Here is a 20,523-nt window from a genome sequence, read left to right on the forward strand (position 1 = left end):
GCCCAAGGATGACACGGTTCTCCGCCGTGCTCCCGCAGGTCCTCAAAAACCTCCGGCAGCGGAAACCATCATGCCGCAATCCGCACATACAAGGATGAGGGGATAACTGAAACCCTCATGCTGAGGTGCGACCCCGGACTGTGTCCGGGGGAGCCTCGAAGCACGAGGAGCGCCATACCCTCTTTTCCTTTCTTCCCGCGCGCACTAGCGTTCCGGGCATGTCCGCTTTCGAATTCCGCACCGTCCCGCACATCGTCTTCGGTGAAGGGACCAGCCGGCAGCTGGCCGAAAAGGCCGCGCCGGTCCTGAAATCCGCGCGCCGGCTGTTTGTCGTCACCGACAAGGGCGTTAGAGGGGCCGGGCTGATCGATGCGCCGCTGGCCGCGCTCGAGGCCGCCGGCTTCACGCTCGAAACCTATGACGACGTGGTCGCCGATCCGCCCGAGGCGATGGTGCTGGAAGCCTCCGAGCGGGCGAAGGTGTTCGGCGCGGAAGCGGTGCTGGGCTTTGGCGGCGGCAGTCCGATGGATACGGCGAAGATCGTCGCGCTGCTGGCCGCCGGGGATCAGCCCCTGTCGGAGATGTACGGTGTCGACAAGGTGCGGGTGACCGGCCTGCCGCTGATCCTGGTGCCGACGACGGCGGGGACGGGCAGCGAGGTGACGAGCGTCGCCGTGATCACGACCGGCGAGACGTCGAAACGCGGTATCGCCTCGGGCGCGCTCTACGGCCAGATGGCGCTGCTGGACCCCGAACTGACGCGCGGCCTGCCGAAGCATGCCACGGCGGCGACCGGTATCGACGCCATGGTCCACGCCATCGAGGCGTATACGAACAAACGGTCGAAAAATCCGGTGTCGGACGCGCTGGCGCTGACCGCGATGAAGCTTCTGCAGGGCGCGATCGAGCGCGCCTGCGCCAATGGGAATGACATGGCGGCGCGGGGCGACATGCTGCTCGGTGCGATGCTGGCCGGGCAGGCCTTCTCCAACTCGCCGGTCGGCGGGGTGCATGCGATGGCCTATCCCCTGGGCGGGATATTCCACGTGCCGCACGGGCTGTCGAACTCGGTCGTGCTGCCGCCCGTCCTCCGCTTCAACGCGCCGGCGGCGGAAAGTCAGTATTCGGAGATTGCCGGTCATATCGGTCTCAAGCCCTCCTCTGCCGCGCTGATCGACGAGATGGAACGGATCGCCGAGGCCGTCGGGATCGAGCGGCGGCTAAGCCAGCTTGGCATTAGCCACAATGACGTGCCGCGCATGGCCGAGGACGTGGCGGCGAATGACCGCCTCCTGCCCAACAATCCGCGCGAGATGGGCTATGACGACATCGTCGCGATGTATGAGGAAATCCTGTGAGCGGACCGCAGCGCACGCGCGGCGATTATCGCTGGTGGGACCGGATCGCGACGCGCTGGAACGACAATGACGTCTACGGACACATGAACAATGTCGTCCACTATGCGCTCTTCGACACGGCGGTGAACCGGTATCTGATCACCGAGGCCGGGCTCGACATTCATGGCGGCGGGGTGATCGGCCTCGTCGTGGAGACGGGCTGCCAGTATTTCGCGGCGCTCGCCTATCCCGAAACCGTCGAGGCCGGGGTGCGGGTGGCACGGATCGGCACTTCCTCCGTGACCTACGAGATCGGGCTTTATTCCGAAAATTCGGGGTCCGCCGCTGCGGAGGGCCGCTTCACCCATGTCTATGTCGACCGGCAGACCCGCCGCCCGGTTCCGCTGCCGGCGGAGATGCGCGCGGGGCTGGAGCGCATTTCAATCTGATTTTCTCCCCCACCCCAACCCTCCCCAGCTGGGGGAGGGAGGGGTCGGACACCGCTTTTCCCTCCCCTTCCAGGGGAGGGGCAGGGTGGGGTCACTTGCGTCCGGCGCACACCGCTGGCATGACGCGGACATGCGCGAGATTCAACGCCCCGCCTTCCTGATTGCCGCTGTCGCCATCACGCTGGTGCTGACCGGCGCGGCGCTGGCCCTGGTCATGATGCCGGGCGGGCTTTGAGAGCGTCGTCTTATCCCTCCTCCCCCTTTTATGGGGGAGGTGCCCCGGACTTGATCCGGGGCGGAGGGGGTGGAGAGGAAGTTCACCCCACCCCGATGCTGCGCATCGACCCTCCCCATCAAGGGGAGGGAGGGGAGCAAGCCCTTCCGGCTCTATTCCGATGACGACACCGCTCGACCGCTGGCAGGCCCGCGTTGAGGCCGGATCGCTCGCCCATGATGCCGGGCAGGAAGACGCGGCCCGGGCGCTGACCGCGCTGCACCAACGCCTCGCGAGCTGGCGGCCCGAAGGCGGGCTGTTCCGCAAGGCCGAGCCGGCGCCGAAAGGCCTCTATCTCTGGGGCGGGGTCGGGCGCGGCAAGTCGATGCTGATGGATCTGTTCTGCGCGCACGCGCCGGTCAGCCCGAAGCGCCGGGTCCATTTCCACGAATTCATGCAGGACGTGCACGCAAGGATCGGGGCGTGGCGCAAGCTGGACGCTTCCGAGCGGCGCAAGCGGCCCGAGCATGTCCGCGGGGCGGGCGATGATCCGATCCCGCCGGTCGCCAGGGCGATCGCGGACAGGGCGCGGCTTCTGTGCTTCGACGAGTTTCAGGTCACCGACATTGCCGATGCGATGATCCTCGGGCGGCTGTTCGAACAGCTCTTCGCGCGCGGCACCGTCGTCGTCGCGACCTCGAACCGTGAACCGGACGATCTTTATACGAATGGTCTCAACCGCCAGCTCTTCCTGCCCTTCATCGCGATGCTGAAGGACAGGCTGCAGGTGATGCAGATCGATGGCGGCGCGGACCATCGATTGCGCCAGCTGACCGCCGCGCCGGTCTATTATTCTCCGCCCGACCCGGCCGCGATGGATGCGGCCTGGGACAGGCTGACCTCCGGCGCGGAGCCGCAATCGTGCACGTTGACGGTCCAGGGCCGGGCCGTGCCGGTGCCGCGCGAGGCGGCGGGCGTGGCGCGCTTCACCTTCCCGGAATTGTGCGCCCGGCCGCTCGGCGCGGCGGATTATCTCGCCATCGCGGCGCGGTTCCACACCGTGCTGATCGACGACGTGCCGCAGCTGTCCCCCGACAAGCGCAATGAGGCGAAGCGTTTCGTCACATTGATCGATGCGCTCTACGAGGCGAAAACCAAGCTGGTGATGAGCGCGGCGGCGGCGCCGGACGCGCTCTACCCGGCGGGCGACGGGGCGTTCGAGTTCGAGCGCACGGCCTCGCGCCTGATCGAGATGCGGTCGGAGGACTTCCTGGCCGCGGCGCATGAGGCGAAACTGGAAGCGGAGGCAGGCAGCTGATGTCGCGATCCATCGGACTGAACGAGACACTGACCGACTATCTGCGGTCGATGAATCCGGAGGAGCATCCGGCGCTCAAGCGCTGCCGCGAGGATACGCAGGAGCGCGGCGATGCGCGGATGCAGATCAGCCCGGAGCAGGGGGCGTTCATGGCGTTTCTCGCCGGGCTTTCGGACGCGAAGGTTGCGGTCGAGGTCGGCGTCTTCACCGGCTATTCGGCGATGGCCGTCGCGATGGCGATGAAGCACCGCCACGGCGAGCAGGCGCGGCTCTACGCGCTCGACCGCGATCCCGGCCTGATCGCTCTGGCCGAAGGCTATTGGGCCGATGGCGATGTCGATGACGTGATCCAGCCGATCATCGGTGACGCCCGCCGCACGCTGTCCGAACTCGCGGCTGAAGGGCTGGCGGAGAGTGTCGATTTCATGTTCGTCGATGCCGACAAGACCGGCTATGGCGACTACTACGCCGCGGCGCTGACCCTGCTGCGTCCCGGCGGCATCGTCCTGTTCGACAATGTGCTCTGGGGCGGCAGCGTCGCCGACCCGGCCAAGACAGACGCCGACACCGAGGCGCTGCGAGCGCTGGCGAAACGGGTCCGCGACGATGACCGGGTCGATCAGGTCTTCACCGCGATCGGGGACGGCCTGCTCATCGCGATGAAGCGCTAGGCGCGGATGATCCGGCCGGCCCTGATCCTCGGTTTGATCGCATTGATGTTCACCGCGATCCCGTGGTTCGTCGCGGTGAATTTCTGGAGTTTCGGCGAGCCGCCAGCACGCACCCAGTTCGCACCGCGCGCCGATGCGGTGGTCGCGCGGATCGAGACCGAGGCGGTGCCGGGCTCTCGCGGCGGGTCGAACCTGCTGGTCTGGCTCGTCGCGGCGGAAGAGGGAAGCTTCGCGCCCGGTCGACGGCTGATCTCCGACGCGTTCCGCTCGCTTACGCCTGCCCGGCTCGAGTCCCTGGAAACGGTCTACGCGCCGGGCACGGAGATCCGCGTGCGCGTCACCGACGACGCGCTTTATCCCGCGGGCTGGGTGTTGTTCGATTATCTCGCCTGGGTCGTCTCGGTGTTCTGCGTGATTGTCTCGGGCGCCGGCCTCACCGGCGTCTTCATCTCCTTCCGCATGGTGCTGGAGGGGCGGGGATGAGCCTGTCACGCGAGTATCAGGATTTCCTGTCCGAGTTATTCGAGCCGATGGGCGGGGTGCGCTTCCGCAAGATGTTCGGCGGGGCGGGCGTGTTCCATCAGGGGCTGAATTTCGCGATCGTCGCGGACGACACGCTCTATTTCAAAGCCGATGAAACGACGTTTGCCGATTTCGACAACGAGGATTGCGGACCCTTCGTCTATTCCACCGACCCTTACAAGGCGATGACGGGCTACCGGCAGGCGCCCGAGCGGCTCCATGACGAACCGGACGCATTCACCGTCTGGGCGCGCAAGGCCTTCGCCGTCGCGATGCGCGCCGATCTGAAAAAGCCGCCCGCGAAGCGGAAGTTCACCGGTTAGTCCGTCACCCGCGTCCAGACAAAGCTGAAGCTCTGCTCGCCCGACATGTCGGAGATGGTGGCGGTCAGCGTGTCGCCCTCACGGGCGTAGCCGATGCGCTGCGGGAAATCGTGTTCGGCATTCTCGAACACGGCATGGCTGTCGCCGGTCTCGACCAGGCGGAAGCAGGTGGCCGGCCCGCCATTCGGCTGGGCGCAGTACTCGCCCTCGCCCTCTTCGTTCCAGACGATGCGAAGGAATTCGAAGGCGCGCGCCTCGCCATCGACGAGGGTGCGGTTGACGCCGAGGAAAAGGCCGCCATTGCCGTCGGTCCAGATTTCCTCGGTGACCCGGCCGCCCGGCGCGGACCGCCAGTGGCCGGTCAGAAAGTCGAGATCGCCGGCGGTCGCTGGGGCAGCAAGGGTGGTGGCGAGGGCAAAGGCCACAAGGGTGACGCGCATGGAAAGCTCCGTTCGAGTTGTACCTGCACGCTAGACCGGCTTTTCTGATCCCGTCTTGAACAATTCGGACAGGTGATGACCGAGCCGCATTACGATTTCCGCCCCGCGACGGGCGCGCTCGCGGGCATGGCCGAAGGCGTCTGGCATTTGCGGTCCGATGCGCGCGGCACGCAAGTGATCGCCCCCGACGGGCGCTGCGAGATCATCGTGCATCGCGGCGCGTCGCCCATCGAGCACCGTGCTGATGGATTCTCCTCGCGCCAGCCAAAGGCCTTCCTCTATGGCCCGCTCACCCGGGTTCTGCGGATTGAGCAGGATGCCGACATGGAGGTTTTCGCCGTCAGGCTGCACCCGTGGGCGGCCGGGGCGTTCGGCGCGAGACCGGCGGCCTGGCGCGACCGGCTGGTGGAGCTGTCCGAGCTGGGCGTGTTCCTGTCTGCGGATACGTTCGACGCTTTCGCCGCGCAAGCCGGGACGGAACTCGCTTCGTTTCAGCTTCCCGATGCGGCGGAGACAGTCCGGTCCACCATTGCCTTGATGGAATCGGGGTCGCTGGACTCCCTCGATGAGGCTGCCGAGGCATCGGGAATCACGATGCGCACGCTCGACCGGCGTTTCGAGCGGGCGACCGGGCTGACGGCGGCAATGTATCTGCGGCTGGTCCGCTTTCACCGGGCAAGGGACGCGATCAAAATTGGCGCGGAGCGCCTGAGCGATGTTGCGGCCGAGGCCGGCTATGCCGACCAGGCGCATATGACGCGGGATTTCCGCCGTTTTGCCGGTGAGACGCCGAAACTGGTCCGACAGCCCGCGGTCTTCGATCCACTTTACCGCTAGCAACCCGCCTTGCCGCGCCATCGGCGCGGCGCTAAACCGGCGCGCAAGAATTTCCGCAATTGCGAAGGAGACGCGCCCATGGCCCGCAAGAAGATCGCCCTTATCGGTTCCGGCATGATCGGGGGCACGCTCGCCCACATCGCCGCGCGCGAGGAGATGGGCGACGTCGTCCTGTTCGACATCGCCGAGGGCGTTGCCAAGGGCAAGGCGCTGGACATTGCCGAAGCCAGCCCGGTGTTCGGAAAGGATTCGAACCTCAAGGGCGCAGCCGACTATGCCGCGATCGCGGGCGCCGATGTCTGCATCGTCACCGCCGGCGTGCCGCGCAAGCCGGGCATGAGCCGCGACGATCTTCTGGGCATCAACCTCAAAGTCATGAAGGCCGTGGGCGAGGGCATCAAGAAGCACGCGCCGGACGCCTTCGTGATCTGCATCACCAATCCGCTCGACGCGATGGTCTGGGCGCTGCGCGAGTTTTCCGGCCTGCCGCACAACAAGGTGGTCGGCATGGCGGGCGTGCTCGATTCGGCGCGCTTCCGCTGGTTCCTCGCCGAGGAATTCGGCGTGTCGGTGGAAGATGTCACCGCCTTCGTGATGGGCGGGCATGGCGACACGATGGTGCCGCTGCTGCGCTATTCCACGGTTGCGGGCATCCCGGTGCCGGACATGGTCGAAATGGGCTGGTCCACCACCGAGACGATGGACGCCATCGTCCAGCGCACGCGGTCGGGCGGCGGCGAGATCGTCCAGCTGCTGGGCACCGGTTCGGCCTATTACGCGCCGGCGGAAAGCGCGATTGCGATGGCGAAGTCCTATCTCAACGACAAGAAGCGCATCCTGCCCTGCGCGGCACATCTCACCGGCCAGTTCGGCGTCGACGACCTCTATGTCGGCGTTCCGGTCGTGATCGGCGCGGGCGGCGTTGAGAAGATCGTCGAGATTTCGCTCAATGCCGACGAACAAACCATGTTCGACAACTCGGTCGATTCCGTGAAGGGCCTGGTGGAAGCCTGCAAGGGTCTGGAGCCGAGCCTCGCCTGATCACGTTGCCGCGAATTAATTCGCCTGTCGTTGCGCCGTCACGGAGAACGCCTAGGGCGAGGGGCGAGACGCCGTTTCAGCGTCTCACTCTTATCCGAGAGAAACTGGCCGCACCCGCAAAGGTGCGGCCTTCTTCTTTGCCCATCGGCAGGATTTAGAGACCCGTATTCAGCCGCATCAGTTCGAAACTGGCGGCAAGGGCGTAACACTGGAATATGAGGGGCAGCCAAAGGAAGGCGCCGGAACCGACGCTGGCGCGCCCGACGGCCCATGCCGCGAACACGGTCGTTACCCAGGACGCCAGAACGGCGAGCAGGCCAAGCGACAGGTCGCGCATGAAGAAGAAGACGATCGTCCAGGCCACGCCGCTGGCGATCGTCCCCAGCACGCCGGCCGCGCCAAGCCAGCGCCAGCCTTCGCGGCCGAAGCGCTCGACGCTCCACAGCGCGAAGGCGAGCAGCATCGTCTTGCCGACCCAGAACATCGTGAGCAGGCCGCCCGGCAAAAGCCAGACGGGCCGGTCGAGGTCCCGGTAGACCCAGTCATAGGCGCCGGCCGCATTCGCGCCGCCCGCGATCAGCCCGGTAAAGGCCGCGGTCAGGACGAGATAGACAGCCAGGCGTCCCACGGTGGGACGTTCGCGACCGGACAAGGCGTGCTCCTTCATCATGCGTACGCGTTTGACATGAGGGCGGTGCAATTGCCGGGCCGCAATGGGGCGGAACATGTACATTGCAGTTCACCTGTCGGTCATTTCACTTGCATGGCCGTGCCCGCTCGGATCAGGTCCGGCTTCGAGAGCAGGACGGGAGATCCAGATGAGCGCCATCGACACATCGACATTCGGACCGAGGCTGGAGACCGAACGGCTCATCCTGCGTCCGCCGGTCGAGGCCGATTTCGAACCGCTCGCGGCGGCGATGCAGGACGAGGAAAACACCCGTTATATCGGCGGCGTGCAGAATCCGCCCCAGGCCTGGCGCGGGCTGATGTCGATCATCGGCCACTGGGCGGTGCGCGGCTATGGCTTCTTCTCGGTGCTGGAAAAAGACACCGGCCAATGGGTCGGCCGGGTGGGCCCGTGGAATCCGCATGGCTGGGTGCAGCCCGAAGTCGGCTGGACGATCGCCCGCGCCCACTGGGGCAAGGGCTATGCGAGCGAGGCGGCGGCGGCCTCGATCGACTGGGCGTTCGATACGCTGGGCTGGAGCGAGGTCATCCATCTGATCGACGAACGGAATACCGGCTCGATCGGCGTGGCGAAGAAGCTCGGCTCCTACCATACCGGCCGGCAGGCCGAAGTCGCCGGCTTCGGCATGATCGTCGGTGTCTGGGGCCAGACGCGCGAGGAATGGCGGGGGCGGCGGGGTTAGTGCTGCGCCTCGCCCTCCCCCTTGAGGGGCGGGCCGGGAAGCTGAGCGTCGGCCAGCCGGCCGGGGTGGGGGTCTCTGGGGTCCCCATGAAATGGGGACCTGAAGCAGCCACCTCGCTTCGGATTCCCGCTTTCGCGGGAATCCCAACATTCGAATCGACAATGCTGACGCTCCCCGGTTTCGGGGTCCCCGCATGCGCGGGGAAAACGAAGACCGGGGTCCACAAATCTTAGATCATGGATCCCGGACCGGCTCCGCCGTCCGGGAAACGTCATTTTTGAAGTCATAGGGTTCCCATGAAAATGGGGACCTGAAGTTGGTCCCCGGTTTCAGGTTCCCGCTTTCGCGGGAACCCCGGCGGTCATTACTTCACGCTCAACCCACCCCGCTCCCGTCTTGCTAGCGCAAGCCGCTCGCGTCCCTCCCCTTCAAGGGGAGGGTGAAGCCGCTTACAGCCAGCTTCTCTTTCGCAATTGCACCCCTTACGCGCTACTCGCCCGGGCGTCGCTTCCCATTGTAGGCCCAAGCGAAAAAGGCTGGAATCACGACCAAAATAATCGCGGGGGCGAAAATCAGCACTACTGGACGATCCGAATCCAAGCTGGGTGCCACTGTTTGAATCAAGTAGACGAACAGGATGGACGAGGCGATTGCCGCGCTGCTGCAAATCAAACGGGATTCAATATGTCTCGAGAAGCCATAATCTATATACCCAGACATAAAAATGATCAGAGCAGCCCCTATCAGTATTTTCTCCATTGTTTCAGTCGATAAATAATAATTGATAAGTCCATTGATGATGATGGCTAGTATGATCGAAATTTTCACCAAAACAAAAAGGTAGGGAAACCGAACGTCTCTGAGTTTGAACGTGAATGCTAAATCCATGAATGGCGGTCGCCACGGACCGATTGCCAAGCCTATGATTCTGGAGATGCTTCTCATGTTGCTCGTTGCATCCATGCCGCCGCTTATAGCCAGCCCTTCTCGCGCAGTTTCGGAACATTCGCCCGGCTGACCGGGGCTTCGATCCCGCCCTTCAGCGTCAGCACGGCCTGCGATCCGTCGCGGCGGGCGTCGGTGATGGCGGAGCGCGCCACCCACCAGGAGCGGTGGGTCTGTTCGCCTTCAAGCGCGGACGCCGCGGCGATGGCGTCCGACAGCCGCATCAGGATCAGGGCATCGCCCGCCGAGGTGTGGACCCGCAGATAATGATCCTCCGACTGCAGGGCGTGCAGCTCCGCCGTCCTCAGGCGCACGGGCAGCTTGTCGGTCAGGGTGCGGGCGATGACGGGCTCGGCGGTCTGACCGGTCCGTTTGGTCCGGTCGATCAGCCAGGTCAGGAAGGTGATTCCCGCGGAGACGACCCAGACGAAGAACAGCACGACCGGCCAGCCATCGAGCGGGTGCGGGTCGCCCAGCAGGGCCTGCAGGGTGAGGACGGCGGCGGTAACGGGCACGGAGATGGCCAGCGAGATCAGCGGATAGCTGATCCAGTCGGGCCAGCCCGGCACGAAACGCTGCAGCAACCGCCCGCCGATCTCGCCGCAAAGCGCGCCCCAGGCGATCAGGCCGGTCCAGTAGAACCAGACGAGGGGCCAACCCAGATGGTGGGTCTGGTAAGGGGCGAGAAAGGCCAGAAACGTGCCGACGCCGAGAATGAATCCGGCGCCCGGCAGAAGCTGTTTCACCCGCTCGGTCCACGTCATGCCTGTCAGCCCCCTCCATTCGCGATACGCGAACGGAAAACTAGCGCCATTCGCGTCGGGAGACAGCCCGCTTGCGAAGATGGTGTTTTCCCGCCCGCCGCCGCCGGGCATCGCTTGCCTCGTCGAACACGGCCGGCCCGGTCAACCGGGTGCCGGCGCAAGTTGGAGGAAGTGAAATGAATACCCAGGTCCGAACCGATCGCGACGACAGGCCCGCCAGCGGCATGCGCTCGACCCTCATCAATCTCGGTGGCGGCTTCGCCGCACTCTCGGTCGTGCTGCTGCTGGTCTACTGGCAGGCGACGGACGGCAATCTCTCGCTGGTCGCGGATGCGTTCGGCGGCGTCGACTGGTCGATCAATCCCGATCTCGGCGCCTTTGCCAAGGCGTCCTGGGTGATCCAGCTTCATGCCTCGACGGCGATCGGCGCGCTCGTGCTCGGTACGGTGCAGATGTTCGCGCCCAAGGGCACGATCCCGCACCGCACGGTCGGTTATGTCTGGGCCGTGCTGATGGTGACGACGGCGGTCTCGGCGATCTTCATCCGGCAGATCAATGACGGCGGGTTCAGCTTCATCCACATCTTCGTGCCGATCACGCTGATGGCGGTCTACGGCATGATCGCCAATGCCCGCCGCGGCCTGATCAACAAGCACCGCAATGCCGTTTACGGCGCCTTCTTCGGCGCACTGGTCGTCCCCGGCCTGTTCGCCTTCATGCCCGGCCGCCTGATGCACGTCATGGTCTTCGGCGGCTGATCCAACCCCGCAATCCAAACCTCAACCCGCACACACACGCCGGCCGGAAGGTCCGTCCGGCGACCAAAGGAGAACTGCGATGAAAACCCTGATGTCTTCCCTGATCCTTGCGACCACCACCGCCCTGTCCGCGACCGCTGTCACCTCCCCCGCCCTGGCCCAGGACGCCAGCATCACCATCGTGGTCGAGAATGTGAGACCCGAAGGCACGATCGACGCGGCGCTGTTCGTCTCCGCCGAAGGCTGGGACGAGACCGGACCGGTCGCGTCGGGCCGCGCCGACACCGCAAGCGGGCGTGTCGAGATCACGTTCGACGGGCTGGAGCCGGGCGAATATGCGATCCGCCTCTATCACGACGAAAATGCCGACGGCAGTTTCAACATGAACTTCATGGGCATTCCCACCGAGGGCTATGGTTTCTCCAACAACCCTTTCCCGCGTTTCCGCGGAGCACGATTCGACGAGGCGGTCTTTACCGTCGCGGCCGGCGAGACCCGCGAAGAGACCGTCGAACTGATGGGCGGCGGATACTGGTAAGCCGCTACGTCACGCAGACGTGAAGCGGATGACGCGCTTGTCAGCCCCTTCCTCACTGGCGCGTGTCATGCTCTCCCCCGGATCTGAATGTCCGGGGGAGAGTTAATGTTGAAGATGACGATGATGGTGGCCGCTGCGGTGCTGTTCGGCGGCTCGGCCCTGGCCCAGGACGGTGACTGGCGCGCCGCGGCGGCCGCCCGTCTGCCCGATACGGGCGAAATGAATCTGCAGATGCTCAATGCCGGCGAAGTCGACGGCTATATGCGGCTCGGCTGGCGCCGCAATGATGGCCGGATCGAGATGTTCGACCGGTCGATGATGATGAGCGCCGACATCTTCGAATCCATGACCGCCGCCATGACCGACGGCGATTTCGCGCCGCTGGAAACCGTCATCCTGTGGCACCAGGAATCGGCGGTCATGACGCTCGACACGGTCGCCAGCGACGGCCGGGTCACCGGGACGCAGACCATATTGCGGCCACTGAGCGGGGAACAGAGCGCGCCGATCGAACTCGACCTGCCGGACGGTGTGATGCCGCGGGCGGCGACCTTCGTGCTGGCCCCATTCATGGGGCTCGAACCCGGCGAGTCCGTCTCCTATGACTGGTATGCGGTGCTGGCCAATTCGGTGGCGACCGTCACCGTCACGGCGTTCGAGGGCGGTGTGGTCGACACGCCGGCCGGCCGATACGAGGACACGTTGCGGCTCGAAGTGCGGGGCACACAGCCGGAGAACGACATCTTCGTGGCGAATGGCGAAGTCGTGAGGATCGATGTGGTTGGCCGCGACATGACCTTCCTGCGGCGCCCGGACCCGCAGCCGGTGGCGCAATAGTCGAACCGGCTGACAACCACTGCACGTTGTGGCTTACTGCCCGGCATGATGCGCGTGCTGTTCCTTCTGTCCCTGCTCGTCTTCGGCGGTTCCGCCGCCGAGGCGCAGGGCCGTCCCGTGCTGATGCGGCTATGCAATGACGCGCCGTTCGCGGTCGGCGTCGCGGCGGCCTACGACACCAATCCGTCCGGCGGTCGGCGTGCCGAGGGCTGGTTCCGGGTCGAGGCGAATGCGTGCCTGGAAGGTGCGCTGCACGGCGTTGTCGGAGACCGCATGGCGCTGGCGGCGTTTTCCGGCACCTGGCAGTGGCCGGCCGGGGAGGGCGATTTCGCGCATTGCCTTCCGGCCGAGGGATTCAATACCGGGATACTCGACAGCCCACCCTGCGGAAATGCGGCCCGGCGGGTCGGTTTCGCGACCCAGGGCATTCGTCATTTCCGCCAGGAATGGGGCGTCGTCGACTGGCGCATCGGCTGCGGCGATCTCGGCGCGGACGCCGATCTGTGCGCCGCCACTCCGGCCGCGATCGACGGCATGGCCGAGCCGCTGCGGACGGTCGAACTCTGCGTCTTTGCACCCGGCGGGGCGGAGGTCGCCACCGCCGCGCGCGAGGCGAGCGGGTTCTGGCTTGTGTCCGGCTGGACGCACGTCGAGAACGAGACGTGCGCACCGATCTGGCGCGGCTTCCCGGCCGACAGCCTGGTTCACTGGATGACGCGGATTCCGGAATATCCGCTGGCCGAGGATGACCCCCAAGGCTTTGACGACTCGGCCTTCTGTGTCGCCGAAGGCCCGTTCACCGTCACGGCGACGTCCGACCGGATCTCGGACGAGATGTACTGCCCCCCGGAAGCCCCGTACGCGACCGGCTTCACGAGCTATCGCTTCGCGCGCAATGTCTCGCATTTTCAGGCTTTCGTCAGACGGCGCTGAGCCGGTTACCAGCGCAGCAGGCGCGGCCCGGCGAGGGCGCCAATTGCGGCAACCGCGAGCATGGCGAGCTGATACCAGACCGCGAGGAAGGTCAGGCTGGATTCGGTGCAGCTGACCGAATAGACCGCCGCGCCTGCTGCGCCGGCGAACAGGCCGGCGGCCAGACCCGCGAGGTGCAGGCGGGTCGGTGCCATGCGGCGAAGCAGGATGAGACTCCCGGCCAGCACCGGCAGTGCCACCAGTATGACGCGCGGCAGGCATTGCTGCACCGAATGTCCCATCAACGCGTCCATCCGGTTGCCGGGTTCGGCCAGCAGGAGGTTTGCGAGGCCCGCGAGGAGCAGAATCCCGACCAGCACGCCTCCGGCGATCAGGCCCGGCGCGGGCGACCCGCCCGGACGCGACGCGGCGGCGAGGGCGAACCAGCCGGCTCCGGCGATCGCCAGCATGGCAGCGAGCTTTACCCAGAAGGAGGGCAAAGCGAGCGCGCCGGGCATGTCCGGCCGGACGCCGATCAGAATCGCCATGCCGGCCGCGGACAGGAGCAGCGCCGGGAAAACGAAGCGCAGGGCGAGATTGGCCGGGCGAACCGGGCGAACCGGCTCGAGCGCGTCGACGAGATCGTCGAGAGGATCCGTCATGATCTCTCCCCTTCGCTTGCTCCGGCGTTCGCGGCGGCGGCCTTCAGGCCGCGATGGGCGCTGACCTTCACCGCGGATTCGTTCGCGCCCAGCCGGTCGGCGGCTTCGCGGGCGGTGTGGCCCTCGAGATGAATCAGCCGGATGGCTGCCGCCTGCTTCGCCGGGAGGCGCGCCAGCATGGCCTCGACATCGATACGGGCAAGCGTGGCTGCGGCGTCATCGGTATCCGCCGCGAAATCGTCCTCCCCGAGCGGGATCGTCTCGCGGCGCTTGTGGCGCCGGTAATGATCAATGAGCTTGTAGCGCGCAATCCCGTGCAGCCATGCCCCGAAGGACAGGGAGGGATCAAAGGTCGCGCGCTTCTCATGCACTGCCATCAGCGTGTCCTGCACCAGGTCCTCGGCACTGCCCGGGTCTGCCGAGAGGCGCCGTCTGAAATAGCCGACCAACCGGACCCGCGCCGTTTCGAGCACGGCGCGATAGGCCTGCCGGTCGCCCGACTGGGCCAGCAGCATGAGCGCCGCGAGGGTGACATCCGTCCGGGACATGACCGTCTCTATCAAGGCCTTTCGCACAGGATCGCGGAATGGTTACACGCCGCGCTGCGATCCGTCTTGCCTGATCCGGACGCAAAACCGGCAATCACACCTGCCCGGACCCGGTCACGGCCCCGTGATCGACATGTGATGCCCGGGAAAACTTGAATATTATCTTATGTTTGAGCAAGCCCCGCTGGGGTTGCGGAAAGAAAATGCGTTCGCCGCTGTAACGATCCGCCCGGCCCGTTCGAAAAGCCCGGTGTGACCCCGATGAGCGGGGCTCACGAGGGACCATACGCACTCGAACGGAGACTCTCCCATGAATACCCGAACCAAACTCGCCGCCCTGACGGCGTCTGCCTTCGCCCTGTCGCTCGCCGCTTCCGTCGCGCACGCCCAGGAAGATGGCCACATGGCTCCCGACGGCCAGGAGCGCTGCTATGGCGTTTCGCTCGCCGGTGAAAACGATTGTGCCTCGACCGGCAACAATTCCTGCGCCGGTACGTCGACCGTCGATTATGACGGCAATGCTTGGAAATATGTCGACGAAGGCACCTGCGAAGACATCGCGACCCCCTATGGTCCGGGTTCGCTGACGCCGGTCGAGCGTCCGTAATCCGGTTACGGAGCGTTTCCGTGGTGATCACCTCCACCCGCCCCCCTCCCCGTGCCATGGGGGCCGGGCTCGGACTCAAGCCGGCGCATTACCGCGCCGTGCTGGAGTCCGACGCTCCCGGCCTCTGGGTGGAGGTGCATCCGGAAAACTACATGCTTCCCGGCGGTCCGCGCCTGCCCTGGCTCGAGGCCATTGCGACACGGCGCCCTGTTTCCCTGCACGGCGTTTCGCTGTCGCTGGGCGGCGCAGACCGGCCGGACCGGGATCATCTGAACGCCCTGCGCGGACTGGTCGACCGCTACCGGCCGGCGCTGGTGTCCGAGCATCTCGCCTGGTGCCGGCATGACGGCGTGTATTACGGCGAGCTTCTGCCCTTGCCCTATACCGGCGCGGCGCTGGACCGCTTCTGCGAACATGTCGACGAGACGCAGACCGCGCTGGGACGGGCGATCCTGATCGAGAACCCGTCGCTCTATGCGACGCTGACCGGCGAGATGAGCGAGACCGACTTCCTCGCCGAAGCCGTGCACCGGACCGGATGCGGCCTGCTGCTCGATCTCAACAATGTCTTCGTCACGGCCGTCAATCTCAAGCGCGATGCCGTCTCGTATCTGGACGCCTTTCCGCTCGACGCGGTCGGCGAGATCCATCTCGCGGGGCATGAGGCGGATCCGGAGGGCGGCCTGCTGATCGACACGCATGGCGCGCCGGTCGCGGAGGCCGTGTGGACCCTCTACCGCGAAACGATCGCGCGCACCGGTCCGGTGCCGACGCTCATCGAACGCGACAACGATCTTCCGGACTTCCACGCGCTGATGGCTGAACGGGACAGGGCGCAGGCGATCCTCGAACGGGCGGACGAAGCCGCGCTCGCCGATGCGTGACGCCGGGTTTCACGACCAGTTCGCGGCGATGCTGCGCGGCGGCGAGGTGCAGACGGTCGCCCGCTTCACGGGCGGTAATCTCACCGGACTGCCGGTCTACCGCAATTCCGTCGTGCGCGCGGCGATCGATGTTCTGGGTGACAATTATCCCGCCGTCCGGGCGATGTCCGGCGACGGCAACTTCGCCGCGCTCGCCAAGGCCTATTGGACGGCGCATCCACCCCGCGACGGGGTGATGGCGCGCTACGGGTCCGGCTTTGCCGACTTCATGACGGTGCACGCCCCGCCGGGCATGCCGTCCATCCTGCCTGACATCGCCCGGCTCGACCGCGCGTGGAGCGAAGCGCATCTTGCTGCCAACGCAGCGACCCTGTCTCCCGGCGATCTGGCCGGGATCGACCCCGATCGGCTCGCCGCCCGGTCGCTGCGCCTGCATCCGAGCGTGCGGCTGCCCCTATTCCGCCGGGCAGTACACGCCTGTTGGGCCGCGGCCCGCTTCGAGGGACGGATGATTCCGGCCGGACCGGTCGCAGACGAGACCGTGCTGGTCTGGCGGCCGCACCACGAGGTGCGTCACCGGACGCTCGAGCCGGTCGAGGCCGCGCTTCTCAATCAACTTGCGGCCGGCGCGGCGCTGGCGCTGGCGGCGGAGCGCGCAGCATGCGGCATCGAAACATTCATCCGCCTTCTGAATGACGGCGTTTTCGCGAGGGACTGACCCATGACCACCCCCCTGTCCAGCCTGCCGCTGATCGGCCCGGCCGCACGGCTTCACACCATGGTTTTCGCCGCCGCCGAGCGGATCGTGTCGCACGACGCGATCGCTTTCTTTTTCCGGCTGACCATTGCCGGCGTGTTCTGGCGCTCGCTCCTCACCAAGGTCCAGACCTTCGGCCTGCTCGGCTATACCGAGCTGATCAACGACTTCCCGGTCCAGCGCTATCACGTGAAACTGCCGGTGCTGCCGCTCGATCTGCGGCCGGCTGTGATCGGCCAGTTCGAGAATGATTTCGCCCTGCCGCTGATCCCCGGCGAGGTCGCGGCGTGGCTGGCGACGCTGGCGGAATTCACCCTGCCGATCCTGATCGTGCTCGGCGTGTTCACCCGCCTGTCCGCGCTGGGTCTGCTCGCGATGACGCTGGTGATCCAGATCTTCGTCTTCCCTGGCGCCTGGTGGAGCGCGCACGCGCTCTGGGCCGCGCTGCTGATCTATCTTATCATGCGCGGTGGCGGGGCGTGGTCACTGGACGGCCTGGCCGGGCGGTTCGCCCCGCGCCGTCTGACGGATCAACGTTCGTAGACGAGAAAGACGCTGACCGCGGCGACGGGTGACACCGAGTCGAGCCCGGCGAGGGATTCCAGCAATTCCACTGCATTGCCGAGGCCGAAGTCGCGCGCATCGACCATGACCGGTTCGGCGGTGGCGATGATGACGGTGTCCGTCCCGGCGCGGGTGACGAAGACGTCGCCATAGACCGTGCGCGGCGTCGACACGATCGTGACCGTCAGGGTCAGCTCGGCGCGGCGGGTCTCGCCGATCTCCATGTCCTCATAGGCGGCAAGGTCGATTTGTGTGTCGACCGAAAGCTGCGGGTGCTGGGCGCTCTGGAAGAAGTGTTCGACCATCCGTTCATTGCGCACGTCGACCCAGGATTCGAGGGTCTCAGTCTGGGCCGCGACATGGGCGTTGCCGTCTTCGCTGACCGATCCGGTCAGGGTCGCAAAATGGCTGGCCTCCAGCACGCTTTCATTCTTCACCGAGACAAAGCTGAGCGACGAATGGTCCGCGTTCAGCATCCAGCTGCCGGACGGCTGCGAACAGGCCGACACTGCCACAAGGCTGCCGAGAATCGCGATTAACAGGGCCCGCGGCTTGAACATGGGAACGCTCCGTGATGGGTTGCAAAGGGTTACCGGTCTCACTTTCATAGCATGAGTTAGGACGCGCGCCTTGGCCTTCTACCGCAATGTTCTGGTCCTGATGATCTCGATGGCGCTGCTGCACGTCGCGACCGGCGGGCTGGCCGTGGTGCTGCCGGTCGCGATGGCGGCGGACCAGTGGTCGGGCCTCGCCATCGGTGCGGTCGCTGCGGCCTATGCCGGCGGTTTCATGGCCGGGGCGATCTATGCGCCGCGCTTCATCGCCCGGGTCGGGCATATCCGCGCCTTTGCCGCGTCGGCCGGGGTGGCGGCAGCGGTCACGCTCGTGCTCGGGCTCGACACCCAGGCACTGCTCTGGTTTCTCGCGCGCTTTGCGTTCGGGTGTTCGACGGCGGTGATGTTCGCGGTCGCGGACAGCTGGATCGCCGATGTGACGCCGGCCAACCGGCGCGGCTCGGTGTTTTCGATCTACCAGATTGCCGGGCGCGCCGGCCTGGTGCTGGGACCCTTCCTGCTGGCGGTGCCGGGCATGGATCTGACGCGCGCCTTCCTTCTCATCGGAGTGTTCATGGCGCTGGCGCTGGTGCCGATCACGGCGACGCGCAAGGATCAGCCGCGGGCGCCGCGCCCGGTGATGATCATGCCGACCAAGCTGATCCGGATCGCGCCGGCCGCTGCTGCCAGCGTGTTCGCGGCCGGCATGGTCAATTCCGGCCTGCTCGCCTTCGTGCCGATCTGGGCGGAACGGCTCGGCCTGCCCGAGGGCGAGGCGCTGACCTCCGGCATGGGGCTGGGGGCCGCGCCGCTCGTCATGGCGGCCATCTATGTCGCGGCGATGACCAGCCAGTGGCCGGCCGGCAAGCTGTCCGACCGGGTCGATCGGCGCCTGGTGATTGCCGGGCTTTCGGGGACGGCCGGCGCGATCACGCTTCTGCTGATGGTGTTTGTCGATCCGGGGCTGACCCTCGGCCTGATCCTGATCGCGCTGTGGGGCGGGACGGCGCTGATCCATTACGGGATCGGCGTGGCGCATGCGAATGACCGCGCCGAGCCGGAAGACCTTCCGGGGCTGGCGTCGTCGCTGCTTCTGACCTGGGCGATCGGGTCGGTGATCGGTCCGATCGTGGCGGGCGCCTTCTACGCCAGTCCGATGGGGATGCGCGGCGTCTTCCTCTATGCCGCGGTCTGCCTGTTCGCGCTGACCGCCCTGATGTTCATCCGCAGCCGGGTCAAGCCCGCCCCGGCGAAGGACGAGCGCGACGATTTCAAGGATATCCGCGCGACCTCGCCGGTTCTGGCGGAAGCCGACGAGACCGCCGGATACGATGCGGGCGAGCCGGAATAGGCGCCGACTGCGCGTATGGCCGCTCGCGTTGCACCGCATCATCGCGGTGTTATAAGCGGAAGCTAATTTCCGGCCGTTCGCCGACCGATTCCCATTCCGGACTAAAGGCTCGCTTCCCATGAACATCCATGAATACCAGGCCAAGGCCCTGCTGAAATCCTATGGTGCGCCGGTCGCCGAAGGCGCTGCCGCGATGACCCCGGCCGAGGCCGAAGCCGCCGCGAAAATGCTGCCTGGCCCGCTGTGGGTCGTGAAGGCGCAGATCCATGCCGGCGGCCGTGGCAAGGGCAAGTTCAAGGAAGCCGAAGCGGGCGAAAAGGGCGGTGTCCGCCTCGCCAGGTCGGTCGCCGAGGTTCGCGAATTCGCCAGCCAGATGCTCGGCAACACGCTGGTCACCAAGCAGACCGGCGACCAGGGCAAACAGGTCAACCGCCTCTATATCGAGGACGGGGCCGACATTGCCCGCGAGCTCTACCTGTCGGTCCTCGTCGACCGGGCCAATGGCCGCGTCGCCTTCGTCTGCTCGACCGAGGGCGGGATGGACATCGAGGCGGTCGCCGAAGAGACGCCGGAAAAGATCCACACCATCCATGTCGACCCGGCGGCGGGCTATGCGCCCTATGTCGGCCGCAAGATCGCCGCGGCGCTGAAGCTCGAGGGTGACCAGGTCAAGCAGTGCGTCAAGCTGATGGGCCAGATCTACAAGGCCTTCACCGAGAAGGATATGAGCCTTCTGGAGATCAACCCGCTGATCGTCACCGCGCAGGGCAATCTGCACGTGCTCGACGCCAAGGTCGGCTTCGACAACAACGCGCTCTACCGGCACCCGGACATTGTCGACCTGCGCGACCTGAGCGAGGAAGACGAGAAGGAAATCGAGGCGTCGAAATACGACCTCGCCTATATCGCGCTCGACGGCACGATCGGCTGCATGGTCAACGGGGCGGGCCTCGCCATGTCGACCATGGACATCATCAAGCTCTACGGCGCCGAGCCGGCGAACTTCCTTGATGTCGGTGGCGGCGCGTCGAAGGAAAAGGTCACGGCGGCGTTCAAGATCATCACCGCCGATCCCAATGTGAAGGGCATCCTGGTCAACATCTTCGGCGGCATCATGAAATGCGACGTGATCGCCGAGGGCGTGATCGCGGCGGTCAAGGAAGTCGGCCTCAAGGTTCCGCTGGTCGTGCGTCTCGAAGGCACGAATGTGGAGAAGGGCAAGCAGATCCTCGCCCAGTCCGGTCTCGACGTGATCCCGGCCGACGATCTCGACGATGCCGCGCAGAAGATCGTCGCGGCGGTTCAAGGGAAGTAGGC

General features: G+C 66.0%; 27 protein-coding genes. 20 read left to right on the top strand and 7 right to left on the bottom strand.

Annotated features, from left to right (window positions below):
• The first annotated feature begins 218 nt into the window (after window positions 1-218).
• The 7 genes from ACFOOR_RS05415 to ACFOOR_RS05445 all read left to right on the top strand — a co-directional run bounded on the left by ACFOOR_RS05415 (window position 219) and on the right by ACFOOR_RS05445 (window position 4,834).
• The gene (locus ACFOOR_RS05415) at window positions 219-1,358 is read left to right on the top strand and encodes an iron-containing alcohol dehydrogenase (protein WP_343165305.1); all 1,140 of its coding nucleotides are present in this window, start codon (window positions 219-221) and stop codon (window positions 1,356-1,358) included.
• Window positions 1,355-1,786 carry an acyl-CoA thioesterase gene (locus ACFOOR_RS05420; RefSeq protein ID WP_343165306.1) on the top strand — a complete coding sequence of 144 codons (432 nt, stop codon included), beginning with the start codon at window positions 1,355-1,357 and terminating at the stop codon, window positions 1,784-1,786. Before ACFOOR_RS05415 ends, ACFOOR_RS05420 begins: the two co-directional genes overlap by 4 nt.
• Before the next feature lie 85 nt (window positions 1,787-1,871).
• Window positions 1,872-2,021 carry a hypothetical protein gene (locus ACFOOR_RS05425; RefSeq protein WP_343165307.1) on the top strand — a complete coding sequence of 50 codons (150 nt, stop codon included), beginning with the start codon at window positions 1,872-1,874 and terminating at the stop codon, window positions 2,019-2,021.
• A 160-nt stretch (window positions 2,022-2,181) separates the two neighbouring features.
• On the top strand, window positions 2,182-3,318 hold the full coding sequence (gene zapE / locus ACFOOR_RS05430; protein WP_343165308.1) for a cell division protein ZapE: 1,137 nt from the start codon (window positions 2,182-2,184) through the stop codon (window positions 3,316-3,318).
• Entirely contained in the window at window positions 3,318-3,989 is a 672-nt protein-coding gene (locus ACFOOR_RS05435; protein WP_343165309.1) for an O-methyltransferase, read from the top strand. Before zapE ends, ACFOOR_RS05435 begins: the two co-directional genes overlap by 1 nt.
• Before the next feature lie 6 nt (window positions 3,990-3,995).
• A complete protein-coding gene (locus ACFOOR_RS05440) occupies window positions 3,996-4,472 on the top strand; it encodes a hypothetical protein (RefSeq protein ID WP_343165310.1) in 477 nt (158 codons plus the stop codon).
• Complete coding sequence (locus tag ACFOOR_RS05445) at window positions 4,469-4,834, top strand: TfoX/Sxy family protein (RefSeq protein ID WP_343165311.1); 366 nt, start codon at window positions 4,469-4,471, stop codon at window positions 4,832-4,834. Before ACFOOR_RS05440 ends, ACFOOR_RS05445 begins: the two co-directional genes overlap by 4 nt.
• On the opposite strand, the gene ACFOOR_RS05450 is transcribed toward ACFOOR_RS05445, so the two are convergent.
• Entirely contained in the window at window positions 4,831-5,274 is a 444-nt protein-coding gene (locus ACFOOR_RS05450; protein WP_343165312.1) for a DUF6265 family protein, read from the bottom strand. The genes ACFOOR_RS05445 and ACFOOR_RS05450 overlap by 4 nt on opposite strands.
• A gap of 75 nt (window positions 5,275-5,349) precedes the next feature.
• Here ACFOOR_RS05450 and ACFOOR_RS05455 point away from each other — a divergent pair, with 75 nt between their 5' ends.
• The gene (locus tag ACFOOR_RS05455) at window positions 5,350-6,111 is read left to right on the top strand and encodes a helix-turn-helix domain-containing protein (protein WP_343165313.1); all 762 of its coding nucleotides are present in this window, start codon (window positions 5,350-5,352) and stop codon (window positions 6,109-6,111) included.
• 78 nt (window positions 6,112-6,189) lie between these two features.
• Complete coding sequence (gene mdh / locus ACFOOR_RS05460; protein WP_343165314.1) at window positions 6,190-7,152, top strand: malate dehydrogenase; 963 nt, start codon at window positions 6,190-6,192, stop codon at window positions 7,150-7,152.
• A gap of 154 nt (window positions 7,153-7,306) precedes the next feature.
• Here mdh and ACFOOR_RS05465 read toward each other — a convergent pair whose 3' ends face one another.
• Window positions 7,307-7,879, bottom strand: a complete 573-nt coding sequence (locus ACFOOR_RS05465; protein ID WP_343165315.1) for a tryptophan-rich sensory protein — start codon at window positions 7,877-7,879, stop codon at window positions 7,307-7,309.
• Window positions 7,880-7,970: 91 nt separating this feature from the next.
• Between ACFOOR_RS05465 and ACFOOR_RS05470 the strand changes: the two genes are divergently transcribed.
• Window positions 7,971-8,525: a GNAT family N-acetyltransferase gene (locus ACFOOR_RS05470; RefSeq protein ID WP_343165316.1), complete on the top strand. Its 555-nt coding sequence runs from the start codon at window positions 7,971-7,973 to the stop codon at window positions 8,523-8,525.
• A 489-nt stretch (window positions 8,526-9,014) separates the two neighbouring features.
• On the opposite strand, the gene ACFOOR_RS05475 is transcribed toward ACFOOR_RS05470, so the two are convergent.
• Window positions 9,015-9,413 carry a hypothetical protein gene (locus ACFOOR_RS05475; protein ID WP_343165317.1) on the bottom strand — a complete coding sequence of 133 codons (399 nt, stop codon included), beginning with the start codon at window positions 9,411-9,413 and terminating at the stop codon, window positions 9,015-9,017.
• 83 nt (window positions 9,414-9,496) lie between these two features.
• Window positions 9,497-10,234 (bottom strand): LytTR family DNA-binding domain-containing protein, encoded by a 738-nt coding sequence (locus tag ACFOOR_RS05480; protein WP_343165318.1) that lies wholly within the window; start codon window positions 10,232-10,234, stop codon window positions 9,497-9,499.
• A 176-nt stretch (window positions 10,235-10,410) separates the two neighbouring features.
• Between ACFOOR_RS05480 and ACFOOR_RS05485 the strand changes: the two genes are divergently transcribed.
• From ACFOOR_RS05485 to ACFOOR_RS05500, 4 genes are all read left to right on the top strand, one after another.
• Complete coding sequence (locus tag ACFOOR_RS05485; protein WP_343165319.1) at window positions 10,411-10,992, top strand: DUF2306 domain-containing protein; 582 nt, start codon at window positions 10,411-10,413, stop codon at window positions 10,990-10,992.
• A 79-nt stretch (window positions 10,993-11,071) separates the two neighbouring features.
• A complete protein-coding gene (locus ACFOOR_RS05490) occupies window positions 11,072-11,530 on the top strand; it encodes a DUF2141 domain-containing protein (protein ID WP_343165320.1) in 459 nt (152 codons plus the stop codon).
• 105 nt (window positions 11,531-11,635) lie between these two features.
• Window positions 11,636-12,367 (top strand): hypothetical protein, encoded by a 732-nt coding sequence (locus tag ACFOOR_RS05495; RefSeq protein ID WP_343165321.1) that lies wholly within the window; start codon window positions 11,636-11,638, stop codon window positions 12,365-12,367.
• Between the two features lie 45 nt (window positions 12,368-12,412).
• The gene (locus ACFOOR_RS05500) at window positions 12,413-13,300 is read left to right on the top strand and encodes a DUF1036 domain-containing protein (protein WP_343165322.1); all 888 of its coding nucleotides are present in this window, start codon (window positions 12,413-12,415) and stop codon (window positions 13,298-13,300) included.
• Between the two features lie 5 nt (window positions 13,301-13,305).
• Here ACFOOR_RS05500 and ACFOOR_RS05505 read toward each other — a convergent pair whose 3' ends face one another.
• On the bottom strand, window positions 13,306-13,941 hold the full coding sequence (locus ACFOOR_RS05505; protein ID WP_343165323.1) for a DUF1109 domain-containing protein: 636 nt from the start codon (window positions 13,939-13,941) through the stop codon (window positions 13,306-13,308).
• Window positions 13,938-14,489, bottom strand: coding sequence for a sigma-70 family RNA polymerase sigma factor (locus ACFOOR_RS05510; protein WP_343165324.1), 552 nt, complete (start codon window positions 14,487-14,489; stop codon window positions 13,938-13,940). Before ACFOOR_RS05510 ends, ACFOOR_RS05505 begins: the two co-directional genes overlap by 4 nt.
• 310 nt (window positions 14,490-14,799) lie before the next feature.
• Here ACFOOR_RS05510 and ACFOOR_RS05515 point away from each other — a divergent pair, with 310 nt between their 5' ends.
• Genes ACFOOR_RS05515 through ACFOOR_RS05530 form a run of 4 tightly spaced genes read left to right on the top strand, consistent with a single transcriptional unit; the run spans window position 14,800 to window position 17,280 of the window.
• Window positions 14,800-15,096, top strand: a complete 297-nt coding sequence (locus ACFOOR_RS05515) for a BufA1 family periplasmic bufferin-type metallophore (RefSeq protein ID WP_343165325.1) — start codon at window positions 14,800-14,802, stop codon at window positions 15,094-15,096.
• A gap of 56 nt (window positions 15,097-15,152) precedes the next feature.
• Entirely contained in the window at window positions 15,153-15,980 is an 828-nt protein-coding gene (bufB, locus tag ACFOOR_RS05520; protein ID WP_343165399.1) for an MNIO family bufferin maturase, read from the top strand.
• The gene (locus tag ACFOOR_RS05525; protein ID WP_343165326.1) at window positions 15,973-16,698 is read left to right on the top strand and encodes a DNA-binding domain-containing protein; all 726 of its coding nucleotides are present in this window, start codon (window positions 15,973-15,975) and stop codon (window positions 16,696-16,698) included. The genes bufB and ACFOOR_RS05525 overlap by 8 nt, the downstream gene beginning before the upstream one ends.
• Window positions 16,699-16,701: 3 nt before the next feature.
• Window positions 16,702-17,280, top strand: coding sequence for a DoxX family protein (locus ACFOOR_RS05530; protein WP_343165327.1), 579 nt, complete (start codon window positions 16,702-16,704; stop codon window positions 17,278-17,280).
• Here the strand turns inward: ACFOOR_RS05530 and ACFOOR_RS05535 are convergent.
• Entirely contained in the window at window positions 17,268-17,861 is a 594-nt protein-coding gene (locus ACFOOR_RS05535; protein WP_343165328.1) for a YceI family protein, read from the bottom strand. The genes ACFOOR_RS05530 and ACFOOR_RS05535 overlap by 13 nt on opposite strands.
• 70 nt (window positions 17,862-17,931) lie before the next feature.
• Here ACFOOR_RS05535 and ACFOOR_RS05540 point away from each other — a divergent pair, with 70 nt between their 5' ends.
• Window positions 17,932-19,206, top strand: a complete 1,275-nt coding sequence (locus ACFOOR_RS05540) for an MFS transporter (protein WP_343165329.1) — start codon at window positions 17,932-17,934, stop codon at window positions 19,204-19,206.
• Between the two features lie 118 nt (window positions 19,207-19,324).
• Complete coding sequence (gene sucC / locus ACFOOR_RS05545) at window positions 19,325-20,521, top strand: ADP-forming succinate--CoA ligase subunit beta (protein ID WP_343165330.1); 1,197 nt, start codon at window positions 19,325-19,327, stop codon at window positions 20,519-20,521.
• Window positions 20,522-20,523: the final 2 nt, after the last annotated feature.

This window comes from Hyphobacterium vulgare (genome assembly GCF_042643335.1).
In the GTDB taxonomy this organism is placed as follows: domain Bacteria; phylum Pseudomonadota; class Alphaproteobacteria; order Caulobacterales; family Maricaulaceae; genus Hyphobacterium; species Hyphobacterium vulgare.